The sequence below is a fragment of the Microvirga sp. CF3016 genome, from assembly GCF_036314085.1.
Lineage (GTDB): Bacteria > Pseudomonadota > Alphaproteobacteria > Rhizobiales > Beijerinckiaceae > Microvirga.
In genome coordinates, this window is the sequence record NZ_JAYGGM010000005.1 from 1 (window position 1) to 13,416 (window position 13,416).

9 protein-coding genes are annotated in these 13,416 nt (G+C 64.8%); 5 read left to right on the forward strand and 4 right to left on the reverse strand.

The genetic code is table 11. From position 1 onward, the window contains the following. The coding region (locus VB672_RS08400) for a cadherin repeat domain-containing protein (RefSeq protein WP_329783737.1) at positions 1-1,168 on the reverse strand (1,168 nt) is incomplete at its 3' end. 1,554 nt (positions 1,169-2,722) lie between these two features. Between VB672_RS08400 and aspS the strand changes: the two genes are divergently transcribed. The 3 genes from aspS (at position 2,723) to VB672_RS08415 (ending at position 6,609) form a co-directional block, all read left to right on the forward strand. Then, the gene (gene aspS, locus VB672_RS08405; protein WP_329784063.1) at positions 2,723-4,531 is read left to right on the forward strand and encodes an aspartate--tRNA ligase; all 1,809 of its coding nucleotides are present in this window, start codon (positions 2,723-2,725) and stop codon (positions 4,529-4,531) included. After that, positions 4,528-5,382 (forward strand): glycosyltransferase family 2 protein, encoded by an 855-nt coding sequence (locus tag VB672_RS08410; RefSeq protein ID WP_329783738.1) that lies wholly within the window; start codon positions 4,528-4,530, stop codon positions 5,380-5,382. The genes aspS and VB672_RS08410 overlap by 4 nt, the downstream gene beginning before the upstream one ends. 132 nt (positions 5,383-5,514) lie before the next feature. Continuing rightward, positions 5,515-6,609, forward strand: coding sequence for an acyltransferase family protein (locus VB672_RS08415; RefSeq protein ID WP_329783739.1), 1,095 nt, complete (start codon positions 5,515-5,517; stop codon positions 6,607-6,609). On the opposite strand, the gene VB672_RS08420 is transcribed toward VB672_RS08415, so the two are convergent. Further along, a complete protein-coding gene (locus VB672_RS08420) occupies positions 6,581-7,201 on the reverse strand; it encodes a CatB-related O-acetyltransferase (RefSeq protein WP_329783740.1) in 621 nt (206 codons plus the stop codon). The genes VB672_RS08415 and VB672_RS08420 overlap by 29 nt on opposite strands. Positions 7,202-7,300: 99 nt before the next feature. Here VB672_RS08420 and VB672_RS08425 point away from each other — a divergent pair, with 99 nt between their 5' ends. Next, a complete protein-coding gene (locus VB672_RS08425; RefSeq protein WP_329783741.1) occupies positions 7,301-9,604 on the forward strand; it encodes an NADP-dependent malic enzyme in 2,304 nt (767 codons plus the stop codon). Between the two features lie 217 nt (positions 9,605-9,821). Here VB672_RS08425 and VB672_RS08430 read toward each other — a convergent pair whose 3' ends face one another. Next, positions 9,822-11,681, reverse strand: coding sequence for a hypothetical protein (locus tag VB672_RS08430; RefSeq protein ID WP_329783742.1), 1,860 nt, complete (start codon positions 11,679-11,681; stop codon positions 9,822-9,824). Positions 11,682-11,764: 83 nt separating this feature from the next. After that, a complete protein-coding gene (erpA, locus tag VB672_RS08435) occupies positions 11,765-12,091 on the reverse strand; it encodes an iron-sulfur cluster insertion protein ErpA (RefSeq protein WP_329783743.1) in 327 nt (108 codons plus the stop codon). Positions 12,092-12,178: 87 nt separating this feature from the next. Here erpA and VB672_RS08440 point away from each other — a divergent pair, with 87 nt between their 5' ends. Continuing rightward, complete coding sequence (locus tag VB672_RS08440) at positions 12,179-13,393, forward strand: deoxyguanosinetriphosphate triphosphohydrolase (RefSeq protein WP_329783744.1); 1,215 nt, start codon at positions 12,179-12,181, stop codon at positions 13,391-13,393. Positions 13,394-13,416 lie beyond the last annotated feature (23 nt).

Here is a 13,416-nt window from a genome sequence, read left to right on the forward strand (position 1 = left end):
GGGTCTCGAAATCGAGCGCCTTGAGCAGCACCAGGGCGTTGCCCACGAGCCCGAAGGTGCCGGTGGGATCGACGAGCGTGTAGGTGAGCGCATCGCCTTCCGCGTCGCGGGCCGCCACGGTGGCGATCGGCGTGCCGGTGAGGGCATTCTCGGCGAAGGTGGTCTGCGTCAGGCCGACGCTGTCGGGCTTCGTGTTGTAGAGGATCTCGGTGGTGTCGTCGAACTTCAGGAAGCGCACGTTGGTCAGGGTGTCAGTGTCTGTCGCGGGAGTGCCTTTGCTCGCGACCGTCGTCACGCCGCCGGCGGTGGAGACGTCGTATAGGGAGCGGTTTTGGTTGAAGAGCACGGTATCGTGGCCGCCGCCGCCGTCGATGGTGTCGTTGCCAGACCTGACTTCGAAGGTCTCCGCTCCGGCGCCGCCAAACGCACGGTCGTGGCCGCTACCCAGAGAGATGGTTCCCGTGATCGTTCCGCCGCGGCCGTCATAGAGATCGCCACGTATGAGACTGCCATTACTCTGACCAGAGAAACTGATGTTTCCCACAATATGGCCTGTGTTGACAACAACGTCGCCATAGGGGTTTGCTGTATTAAAGGAAATTGCAGGGCCGTCCTTCCCGATGATGGTGCCGGAATTGGTGATCACCCGCAGAGCTTGAGGATTGCCAAGGACAATGCCGTTTGATCCTTCGATCGTTCCAGTGTTGATGACGGATACGGCGCCATCTAACCGAAGACCCGCTCCATTGGTGCCGAGGATCGAGCCATGGTTGACGATCTGTTCCTCGATCAGCCGGCTATTGTTGGACCTGACGCCGATCTCTCCCGTAATCGAACCGTAATTCAGGAGCAGGGTCGACATGATATCGGTCCGGTTCGAAGCATCAATGTTCACACCCTGGAGCCTGCCCGAGACGGACGCGCCTGCGTCGATCTCGACCACAGAGCCTGCTTGGACATGAATGCCCGTTCCGTTCTCGCTCGACACCCGCGAACCGGATCGCAGTAAGATGGTGTCCTCAATCCCGCCGGAATGAATGCCGTCGGCTCCGGCGCCGCTGGCTGAGAGGACGATCCCCGGATTGAGAAGGACGCTGTCGCCACTGACCAGCGACAGGGCATGCTGGTCGGTGGTGGAGATGCTTTGGGTGGGGATGTAATTGGTCATCGGCTCTCGGGCTCCCGCAACAATATGTTGTTTCATTTACCTGCCCCGGGAACATGGAGCAAGGTTGCAGATCGGCAAGAGTGACGCAGGGGCAGATCCAGGGTGGCTATCCGGCACCGGCGCTACGCAAGGCCCGGACACCGGGAAGGCGGCCGCGGACCCGGCCACACCCTTTTTCGTTATCCTCGGCAGCCGGTCGCCTTCCCGTCAGATCTCCCCGGGACCTGATCCGGGGATCGGTTCCGGCCACCCCGCCTGCGGTGCCACCTCTCCGCCCTCATCCTGAGGAGCAGACATCCGTCTGCGTCTCGAAGGAGGCTCCAGGGCTCTCGGGAACCATCCTTCGAGACGGCTGCTGCGCAGCCTCCTCAGGATGAGGGCCGAGGGTTGGATCACAAGCGCTCGTCACACCCACCACGTCATGGCCGGGCCTGTCCCGGCCATCCCGATCGGAAAGGCGCAGCGCCTTCTTAATCGGGATCACCGGCACAAGGCCGGTGATGACGGGACAGGGAGCAGGAGCGGTGAGCAGGCGTGAACCGGTGCAACGCTATGTTCTCACTTTGTTCTTGACACAGGGTTGCATCTGAGCTATACCCTTGTGCAGATCGGTTCCTGCGAGGGGCGCGCTCGCGAGGCGTCGCAGTGACGGGAGCCGGCACGGTCCCGCGGCAGGCCTCGCACGCCTGGGAGCGCAGGAGGCCGACCTTGGGTGTCGTCCCAGCTGGTCCGCCTGAAAAGAACCGTGCGCGAGGTGCCGTCCGGCTCTTCCATCTCCCACCATCATCATCGAGCCGGGCTGCCCATCGCGCCACCCTCGATCTCCTGAAAGGCTCGCAGCGCAAGCTGCGGGCCCCAAGGGGCTGGCTCTTTGACAGCAACACAGCAAGATGCCCGCGCTCGCCAGACCTGCGCCATGGCTTCTCAGCCATCCCGACATTCTCCTCGTCATGGCCGGCCTTGTGCCAGCCATCCACGTCTTCCGGAACCGCAGCGAAGGCGCGGATCCCGGGCCAAGCCCGGGATGTCGAAGTGCGTGTCGGACCAACCTTCCGTCCCGGCCATCCCGATCGGAAGAGCGCCGTGCTCCACACAAGCGGGATCCCCGGGCCAAGCCCGGGGATGACGAGGGAGAGGATCAGGGCTGATCCTCTCCCGGCTCCATCGGACAAGCGCCGCACCTGCCGCATCGCGCTTCCCGACACGAGGCCGGTGATGACGGCGAAGGTTTCCAGGGTCGACCAAGATCCGGTGATCCATGCTTCCAACCCCACAGGCCTCAGCCTGAGGAGCCGCGCAGCGGCGTCTCGAAGGAGGATCCAGCGCGCATGGGATCTTGCGGGATGCCTTGTGGCCGCTCCTCGGCAACGAGGGCGGAGGAGAACGGCAAGGATCCCGAGGACAAGCCAGGGCTGACCTGCCGGGGCGGACGGGCCTCCACCCATCCGGGCAGCGGGCGCGGGGTCCCATTTCGTCCTTCCGCCTTGACTTCCCGGGCCTCCCATGGATGTTGCGCTTCGAACCGAACCAGCAGGCTTTCCCATGTCCGCCTCCATGCACCGTTACCGTTCCCACACCTGCGGCGCGCTCCGCGAATCCGATGTCGGCCAGGTCGCCCGGCTCTCCGGCTGGTGCCACCGCATCCGCGACCATGGCGGCGTGCTGTTCATCGACCTGCGCGACCATTACGGCATGACGCAGTGCGTGATCGATCCGGATTCGCCGGCCTTCAAGCAGGCGGAAGCGGCGCGGTCGGAATGGGTGATCCGGGTCGACGGCAAGGTGCGCAAGCGCCCGGCCGGCACGGAGAATGCGGAGCTGCCCACCGGCATGGTCGAGCTCTACATCACCGACATGGAGGTGCTGGGTCCGGCGGCCGAGCTGCCGATGCCGGTCTTCGGCGACCAGGACTACCCGGAGGAGACCCGTCTCACCTACCGCTACCTGGACCTGCGCCGCGAGAAGCTGCACGCCAACATCATGAAGCGCGGGGCGATCATCAACAGCCTGCGTTCCCGCATGCAGCAGAGCGGCTTCTTCGAATTCACGACGCCGATCCTGACCGCGTCGTCGCCCGAGGGCGCGCGCGACTTCCTGGTGCCGTCGCGCATCCATCCCGGCAAGTTCTATGCACTGCCGCAGGCGCCGCAGCAGTTTAAGCAGCTCATCATGATCTCCGGCTTCGACCGGTACTTCCAGATCGCTCCCTGCTTCCGCGACGAGGACCCGCGCGCCGACCGCCTGCCGGGCGAGTTCTACCAGCTCGACGTGGAGATGAGCTTCGTCACCCAGGAAGACATCTTCCAGACCATGGAGCCGGTGATCCGCGACACCTTCAAGGAATTCGCGGACGGCAAGCCGGTCACGGAGACGTTCCCGCGCATTCCGTATTTCGAGTCGATGCTCAAATACGGCAACGACAAGCCGGACCTGCGCAACCCGCTCGTCATCGCCGACGTGTCGGAGGTGTTCACCCGCGAGGACGTGACCTTCAACGCGTTCAAGAACGTGATCAAGTCCGGCGGCGTCGTGCGCGCCATTCCAGCCACCGGTGCTGCTTCGCAGCCGCGCTCGTTCTTCGACAAGCTCAACGACTGGGCCCGCACGGAAGGCGCGCCCGGACTCGGCTACATCGTGTTCGAGGAAGAGGGCGGCCAGATCACCGGCAAAGGCCCCATTGCCAAGTTCATCCCGGAGGCCGCCCAGGCGGTGATCCGCGAGAAGGCCGGCATCAAGGCGGGCGACGCGGTGTTCTTCTCGGCCGGGGCCGAGGACAAGGCGGCCTCGCTCGCCGGCAAGGCGCGCACCCGCATCGGCGACGAGCTCGGCCTCATCGACAAGGACCGCTTCGAGTTCTGCTGGATCGTCGACTTCCCGCAATACGAATGGAACGAGGACGAGAAGAAGATCGACTTCTCCCACAACCCGTTCTCCATGGGCAACATGGACCATGATGAGTTCATGGCGCTCGATCCGTCGGACAAGGACAAGATCCTCAAGATGACGGCCTTCCAGTACGACATGGTCTGCAACGGCTACGAGATGGCCTCGGGGTCGATCCGCAACCACCGTCCCGACCGGATGGTGAAGGCCTTCGAGATCGCCGGCTACGGCGAGCAGGAGGTCATGGAGCGGTTCGGCGGCATGTACCGCGCGTTCCAGTACGGCGCGCCGCCCCATGGCGGCATGGCGGCCGGCGTGGACCGCATCGTAATGCTGCTCTGCGGCGCGCATAACCTGCGCGAGATCACCCTGTTCCCGATGAACCAGAAGGCGGAAGACCTGCTCCTCGGCGCGCCCTCCGAGGCGACGCCGAAGCAGCTGCGCGAGCTGCACATCCGGCTGAACCTGCCGGAGAAATGAGCCGCCAGGACGTCACCGCCATCGTCGTGACCTTCGACAGCGCCCATGCGCTGCCGGAGTGTCTCGGCGCGCTGGCGGCGGACGGCGTGCCGGTAATCGTGGTCGACAACGCTTCGACGGACGGCACGGTCGCGGTCGCCGAAGGGCAGGGCGCCCGCGTCGTCCGCAATGCCCGCAACGAGGGCTACGGCCGCGCCAACAACATCGGCGCACGGGCGGCGGACACCGAGTTCGTGCTGATCGTCAATCCGGATTGCGTCGTCGACACGGGCGCGGTGGCAGCGCTCGTCGATGCGGCGCGGCGCTATCCCGAGGCGGCGTTCTTCGCGCCGCAGATCGTCGAGCCCGATGGGCGTGTGTTCTACCAGCCGCGCTCGCTCCTCGCGACGTCGCTCACCAATCCCGGCGGCAGGCTCGTCCTGCCCGAGGGCGAGGCCTGCGCGCCGTTCTTCTCCGGCGCGTGCTTTCTGATCCGCCGCGACGCCTTCCTGGCGCTCGGCGGCTTCGACGAGAACATCTTTCTGTTCTACGAGGACGACGATCTCTGCCGACGCATCGCGGATTCCGGCTCCGCGCTGATCTACGTGCCGCAGGCCGTCGTCCGCCACGGGCGCGGCCGGTCGAGCGGCGACAGGCCCGGCCGCATCTTCGCCTCCCGCTGGCACCAAGCCTGGTCGCGGGCCTATGTGAGCCGCAAATACGGCCTGCCGAACCCGGCGCCCGGCATGCTGGCGATCAACGCCCTGAAGGCCGCCGGCGCGAGCCTGACCTTCCGGCGCAAGCTGATCGAGCGCTACGCCGGCTCCGCGGCAGGCGCCTGGGCGGCGATCCGGGGGCGAAAGGCGTTTTGATCCTCAACGGCTCAAGCTGCTCACACGAGCCTTGATGCAAAATTGTCTTGATATTACATATCATATAAGTGCTAATGCCTTCGTGTCCAGGACGCAAAAACTTGGACCTGAAAGCGAAGGTAGATCTGCACGATGGCTCATCTGGCGCCATTTCGAGCCATATCCGTTGATGGCGCTCTGGAGCAGCCTCACAGCAACTTCGCTGTTCTCAGATTGGCGCTTGCGATCGCCGTCGTGATCTCTCACGCCTTCAGTGTCACCACGGGTGTTCTCGCCGACGAGCCGCTGATCGCTTCCACTGGCTTCACTCTCGGCGAGCATGCAGTGAATGGCTTCTTCGCAATTTCCGGTTTTCTCGTCACCATGAGTTTCGACCGGCGTGGCTGGCGTGACTACGCCATCGCCCGAGCTTTACGCGTTGCGCCGGGTCTGATCGCGGCGGTTCTCGTGGTGTCGTTCCTCCTCGGCGCTGCGATGACCACACTCTCCTTTGGCGATTATCTGCAGAACCCAGGCCTTCGCCGCTTCATCGCCGCGACACTCACCAGCTTCAAGAGCAGCATCGCGCTGCCGGGCGTGTTTGCCGACAATCCCTTCACTTTTCCCATGGGAACGGTCTGGACCCTCAAATACGAGGTCATTTGCTACGGAGGCGTTTTCGTACTCGGCCTCGTCGGGCTTTTGCGCTCCCGCATCGCTGCGCTTGTCCTCGTCGCGACGCTTGCGATTGGTTTGGCCGGGCTCGATCTGCTGCGACCCGATGCACCGAAGGGCACGGAAACGGCTCTGCGCCTGCCGCTGATCTTCGCGTGCGGCAGCGCTCTCTACATCTGGCGCGATCGCGCCCGTCTCTCGGGTGCCCTCGTACTGATGCTGTTCCTGGCCACGTGGCTGAGCAGCGGAACGTTCCTCTACAAGGCGCTGCTCTTCGTCGGCTCCGCCTATGGCATCCTCTGGCTTGCCCTGTCGCCTGTGGTTACGCGCTTTTCCTGTGAACCTAAGGCGGATTTATCCTATGGGGCCTATCTGTACGGCTGGCCGATCCAGCAGACCCTGCGCGCGCTCTGGCCGGATGTGGACGCCAGCGTATTGCTGGCGCCCTCGCTGGCGATGACTCTGCTGGCAGCGGCCGTTTCCTGGTACCTGATCGAGAGGCCGGCGCTTGGCCTGAAGGCTAGGGCCCTTGGGCGCCGCACGCTCAGACGCACTGCGTCCGCAGCACCTTGACGGCGGCGATCAACTCGCGGATCCGATCGCTCTGCAGAAGTGGGATGAGGGTCGCGATCTTGTCCCGCGGCAGGTCCCACCATTGCGCTTCGAGGAGCGCCGCAATGGTCTCCTCGTCGAAGCGGTAGCGGATCACCTTGGCCGGGTTGCCGCCGACGATGGCGTAGGGCGGCACGTCCTTGGTGACGACCGCATGGGCGGCCACGACGGCGCCATGCCCTACGGTCACGCCCGACATGATGATGGCCCCGGAGCCGAGCCAGACGTCGTGGCCGATGGTCACGTCCCCACGGGAGGTGTGATAATCCTCGCTTTCGGGTGCTCCGGGCCAGAGTTCCCGGAAGGCGGAAAACGGATACGTGGTGCCCCAGTCGGTGCGGTGGTTGCCTCCGAGCAGGATCTCCACCTTGTCGGCGATGGAGCCGTAGCGGCCGATGGTGAGCTTTTTGCCCGATTCAGGGAACCGCACCTTGGGTTTTCCGTAGGTGAACTCGCCGATCACATAGCCGTAGCGTCCTGCCATCCGGGCCAGATGGACGCGGGTCTGGTTGTGCGGATTGCGCCAGTTCTTCAGACGGTGGCGAAGCTTCATCGGCCGGCCCCCTGGACCAGAGAAGAACATTGACGGCAGGGGGGCAGCGCGCGCACAAGGGCCTCCAGATTGGTTTGGTCAGTGCAAGGAGCGTCGGGGATGGGAGACAACATCTCGCAGGATCTGAAATCGGGAGCGATGTTCTACCATCAGCATCCCCGCCCCGGAAAGCTCGAGATCCAGCCGACCAAGCCCCTCGGCAACCAGCGCGACCTGGCGCTCGCCTATTCGCCAGGGGTCGCCGCCCCCTGTGAGGCGATTGCCGCCGACCCGGCCGAGGCTGCCAATCTCACCTCCCGCCAGAACCTGGTGGCCGTGATCTCCAACGGCACGGCCGTGCTCGGCCTCGGCGACATCGGCCCGCTCGCCTCGAAGCCCGTGATGGAGGGCAAGGCGGTCCTGTTCAAGAAATTCTCCGGCATCGACGTGTTCGACATCGAGGTGGCCGAGAACAACGTGGACAAGCTGGTCGAGGTGATCGCTGCGCTCGAGCCCACCTTCGGCGGTATCAACCTCGAGGACATCAAGGCGCCGGAATGCTTCGAGGTCGAGGAGCGGTTGAAGGCCCGCATGGGCATCCCGGTCTTCCACGACGACCAGCACGGCACGGCGATCATCGTCGGCGCCGCGGTGATGAATGCCCTGGAGCTTGCCGGCAAGCGCATCGAGGACGTGAAGATCGTCACCTCGGGCGCCGGCGCCGCCGCGCTCGCCTGCCTCAACCTCCTGGTCTCGCTCGGCGCCAAGCGCGAGAACATCTGGGTCACGGACATCAAGGGCGTGGTCCATGAAGGCCGCAACGAGCTGATGGACCGCTGGAAGTCGGCTTACGCGCAGGACACCGATGCGCGCACGCTGGCCGACGTGATCCCGGATGCGGACGTGTTCCTTGGCCTTTCGGCCGGCGGAGTGCTCAAGCCGGAGCTGCTCGCCCAGATGGCGCCGCGCCCGCTGATCATGGCGCTCGCCAATCCCTATCCGGAGATCATGCCCGAGGAGGCGGAGGCCGCCCGTCCCGACGCGATGATCTGCACCGGCCGTTCGGACTACCCGAACCAGGTCAACAACGTCCTGTGCTTCCCCTACATCTTCCGCGGCGCGCTCGACGTGGGCGCGACCACGATCAACGAGGAGATGAAGGCCGCCGCCGTGAAGGCGATTGCCGGCCTTGCCCGCGAGGCGCCGTCAGAGGTGGTGGCGCGCGCCTATGGCGGCGAGGCACATCCCTTCGGACGCAAGTCCCTGATTCCGAGCCCGTTCGATCCACGCCTCATCCTGCGCATCGCGCCGGCCGTGGCGAAGGCCGCCATGGATTCCGGCGTCGCCACGCGGCCGCTGGCGGATCTCGATGCCTATGCGGAGTCCCTCGGGCGCTTCGTGTTCCGTTCCGGCTTCATCATGAAGCCGTTGTTCTCGCAGGCAAAGGCTGGTCCAAAGCGCGTCATCTATGCGGAGGGCGAGGACGAGCGCGTGCTGCGCGCCGTGCAGGTCATCGTCGAGGAGGGCATCGCCAAGCCGATCCTGATCGGGCGGCCCAACGTGGTCGAAACACGCATGAAGCGCTTCGGCCTGTCCATGGAGATCGGACGCCATTTCGAGCTGGTGAACCCGGAGGACGATCCACGCTACCGGGACTATGTCGCCACTTACGTCGAGGCGGCGGGCCGCAAGGGCATCACGCCGGATGCGGCAAGGACGCTGGTGCGCACCAACAACACGGTCATCGGCGCGCTCGCCGTGAGGCGAGGGGACGCGGATGCGCTGATCTGCGGCCTGGAAGGCCGTTTCCAGTCCCGCGTCAAGCACATCAAGGACATCATCGGACTTGCTCCGGGCGTGCACGAGATGGCCGCCCTCTCCCTCGTCATCACCTCGAAGGGCGCCTACTTCCTCGCCGACACTCACGTGCAGATCGACCCGACCGCGGAGCAGATCGCCGACATGACGATCGCCTGCGCCAGCCACGTGCGCCGCTTCGGCATGGAGCCCAAGATCGCCCTCCTGTCGCACTCTGATTTCGGCGCGGCCGACAGCCGCTCGGCGCTCAAGATGCGCGACGCGCTCGCCTGCATCAACGAGCGCGCGCCGGATCTCGAGGTCGACGGCGAGATGCAGGCCGATTCCGCTCTGTCCCAGATGATCCGCGAGCGCGTCAACCCCAACTCGCGCCTGAAGGGCGAGGCGAACGTGCTGATCATGCCGAACCTGGATGCGGCGAACATCGCCTTCCAGTTCACGAAGGTCCTGGCCGACTCGCTCCCCGTGGGCCCGATCCTCATCGGCCCGGCCAAGCCCGCCCATATCCTGACCCCGTCCGTGACGGCGCGCGGCATCGTCAACATCACGGCGATCGCCGTCGTGGAGGCGCAGGCGGCGGAAGAGGATCAGCCATCGCTGATTTGATGCCGTGAATGTGTATGATGAACCCCTGTCTGGACAGGCAGGAGGTTGATCCACTTCTCTCGTCATCACCGGCCCTGTGCCGGTGATCCCGACCGGAGAAGCGCGGTGCTTCACAGGATCGGGATGGCCGGGACAAGCCGGGCCATGACGGGAGAGAGGCTTCGGTGACGGAAGGCTCGCGAGCGCATATTGACCATCGTCGTTCAGCCTTGGCAGATCATTCCGCCTTCGCGCTGACGTTCAGCTTCTCGAGGATCGCTTTGGGCTCCGGCAGCACCACAGCTTCCGCGATGCCGAGGCCGGACGGATCCTTCGGCGTTGCGTTGACCGAGAGCTTGCCGGGCTTCGCGATGAAGCGGGCGATGGCCTGGCTCAGGGTCTGAGCCTGCTCCGAACTGCCGATCATCGCCGGCACCACGAAGGCCGCCGCAGCCGCATAGGTGCGGCGCAGCGATTCCGGCGTCGTCTTCTGCTCCTTCGCGGACTTGGCCATGTAGCGCTCGAACAGGCCCTTGTTCTCGACCGTGAGGTCGAGCGCCTTTGCCTTGGCTCCGACCAGCGCGACGGTCGCGATAGCCGTGTCGGCATTGAAGAGATCCCGGCCGACATTGCCGATGCGGCCCGTCAGGGCGATGGTGCCCATCTCCTGGCCCTGGAACGAGACTTCGCTCAAGGCGATTTCGCTCGCGGCCTCGTTCCAGGTGGCAGCGGCGAGGAGGGACACGTCGATGTCCTTGTAGCCGAGCGCCACGAGTTCCTTGACGGCGTCGTCCGTGCTGCTCGACGGCAGCGCCATCGTCAGATTCTGCAGCCCGATCCGGAAATTGGTGGGAATGGCGTTCACCGGCTTGTCGGCCGTTAGCTCGAAGCCTTTCAGGCCGGCCTGCACCTTGACCTTCTTGCCTTCGTCGTCGGTGACGCCGTCGATCGAGACACCCTGAAGGCGCAGGGTGCCGAGGGTGGGCACGAGGCTGCGCACCGTCGCCGGATCCACGTCGTCGAAGGACTTGCCTTGCAGTGTCCTCAGGCCGTCGAGGGTCTGGCGGAACGAGAACCCGGTCAGGCTCAAGCCGTCGAGCTTGACGCGGTTGTCCTTGTCGGAGAACTCGAAGCCTTCCCAACGCATGTCGGCGGGCTGGGAATCCGTGCCGCCCGTGTAGGCGATCCGAGCAATGCGGGCTTGGCCCGGGGAATCCTTGGCCCGGGACTTCACTTCAATCGCGGACGCTTCGACGAAGCCGATCTGGAAGGATTCGATAAAATCGGCGAGCGCGGGGAAGAGCCGGGCCTGATCCTCCGAGGAAAGATCCTGGCGGTCGGCCAACTCGGTGAAGAGGCCTAAGGTCCCGTTCCAGGAATCCTTGGTCTGGCGCCCCATGAAGTCGCGGCCGCCGAGGCGGGCGATCTTGGCGGTCACGTTCGTTTCCGTGTCCGTGAACTCGACATTCTCGATGGAGAAGGCTCCGTAGATTTTCATGAAGGGAGCCGAGGCGCTGTCCGCCTTTGCTTCGTAAACCCGCGCGAGAGCCGGCAGATCGAGCTCGCTCATGGCTGCCCGGCCGTTGCTGACGAGCAGGCTGCCCTTGGCGCGCTTCGTCTCGGCGCCGGTGGCTTCGATCACCGCGGAGGCGATCCGTCCCTGGGCGATATCGGTGAGAGTGGTGTTCCGGTAGGTCGTCGTCTGGACGTCCTGTCCAAAGGTCTGCTTCACGCGCGCTTCCGGAATCGTGATCTGCTTCACGGTGATGCGCCGCAGGCGGCTTTCCATCGGCTCCGTGGAGGTGGAGGAGAACAGCGCCTCGATCTCGGCCCGCGACGAGGAAATGCCTGAAAATTCGATCCGCTTGGCTTCGTAGGTCGTCGATCCGAAGGTGAAGCTCACATTGTCTAGGCTGACACTGTCTGCGGATTGCGCGAAAGCGGCGCTCCAGAGCGGAACCTTGACCGCTCCCACGGCGATGCGGTGGGTGCCGTTGTCGACCACGAGATCGCGCAGAACGGCGGGCTCGAACTGCAGCGCCGCCGAGCCGGCCACCAAGGCAAGTGCGCAGATTCCCGCGCGGTAACGAAGTCCCATAGGATCCCCCAAGCCGGCGAATCTGGCGCCGGTCAGTCTGAAATGACAATGCGGGCGGGACAATAGGACGTTACGTAACGGTTTTACAACGAGAACGACGTGCCGCAACCGCAGGAGGCGGTGGCATGGGGATTCTCGATCTTGAAGGACTGGCCGATCAGATCGTCCACGAAATCGATGACGGAGCCATCCATGTACTGGATCGAGACCTCGTCCACCACCACGGTCGCGCCGTCCTTTTCGATGACGAGATCGTCGTCCTGCCGGGTCCGGTCGACGTCGAAGGCATATTGGAACCCCGAACAGCCGCCGCCGTTCACGCTGATTCTCAGATGGGAACCAGCAGGCTCGGAGGACATGATCTCGTTGATGCGGCGGGCGGCGCGGTCAGTCAGGGTAATACCGGTCATGGCACTTCCAGTCCTCAGGAGGACGTATTCTTTGGACAAGGTGTTATGAGCAAGGTAAGTGCGCGCTGACAAGGCTTCAACCCGGGGATGATCGTGCGGCCCTTTGGCGAGAGATGGCGAGCCCCTTATGCCTGTGATCCTTGGGGGAGCCGCGGCCGGCTCTACCCGGAGGCGGTCTCGCCCACCCGCAGCGACTTCCAGCGCGACAGGGACCGGATCATCCATTCCTCCGCCTTCCGCCGGCTCAAGCACAAGACCCAGGTCTTCGTCTACCACGAGGGCGATCATTTCCGGACCCGGCTGACCCATACCATCGAGGTGAGCCAGATCGCCCGGGCTCTCGCCCGTTCCTTGGGGTTCGACGAGGATCTCGCCGAGGCGCTGGCGCTCTCCCACGACCTAGGCCACACCCCGTTCGGCCATACGGGCGAGGATACGCTCGACGAGTGCATGGCCGGGTTCGGCGGCTTTGACCATAACGCCCAGGCCCTGCGCATCGTGACCCGGCTGGAGCGTCGCTATGCGGAATACGACGGGCTCAACCTTACCTGGGAGACCCTGGAGGGGCTGGTCAAGCATAACGGTCCGCTTCTCGATGCCGAGGGCAAGCCGACCCTGCGCTATGCCGCGCACGGGGTCCCTCTGGCGATCCTCGAATACAACGCTCAGCAGGACCTGGAACTCGGCACCCATGCTGGTGGCGAGGCGCAGGCGGCGGCGATTGCTGACGACATCGCCTACGATGCCCACGACCTCGACGATGGATTGCGGGCAGGGCTGTTCGGGATCGAAGAACTGCGCGAGGTGCCGTTTCTCGATAGCCTCCTGACGGAAATCGATGCGCGCTACCCGGGCCTCGATCTCTCCCGGCGCATTCATGAACTGACCAGGCGCGTCATCACCCGGTTCGTCGAGGATGTGGTGGCCGAAGGAGAGCGCCGCATTGCCGCCCTGGCTCCGCAGAAGGCGGAGGATATCCGGCAGGCCGGCGACACCATGGTCTGCTTCTCGAAAGCCATGAAGGAGGCCGATGCCTCCATCAAGCGCTTCCTCTACGCCCGCATGTACCGCCACCCGGACGTGATGCGGGTCCGTGCCCAGGCCGACGACGTGCTGCGGGACCTGTTCAGGCGTTTCAAGGCCGAGCCCGAGCTGATGCCCGAGGAGTGGCAGGCGGATCTGCCGCGCGAGGACGAACCGCGCTTGGCCCGCCGCGTGGCGGACTACATCGCGGGCATGACGGACCGCTATGCGATCCTCGAACACCGGCGCCTGTTTGACGTGACGCCGGAGCTGCGTTAGGCGCACCAGAGCATTCAGGGCCG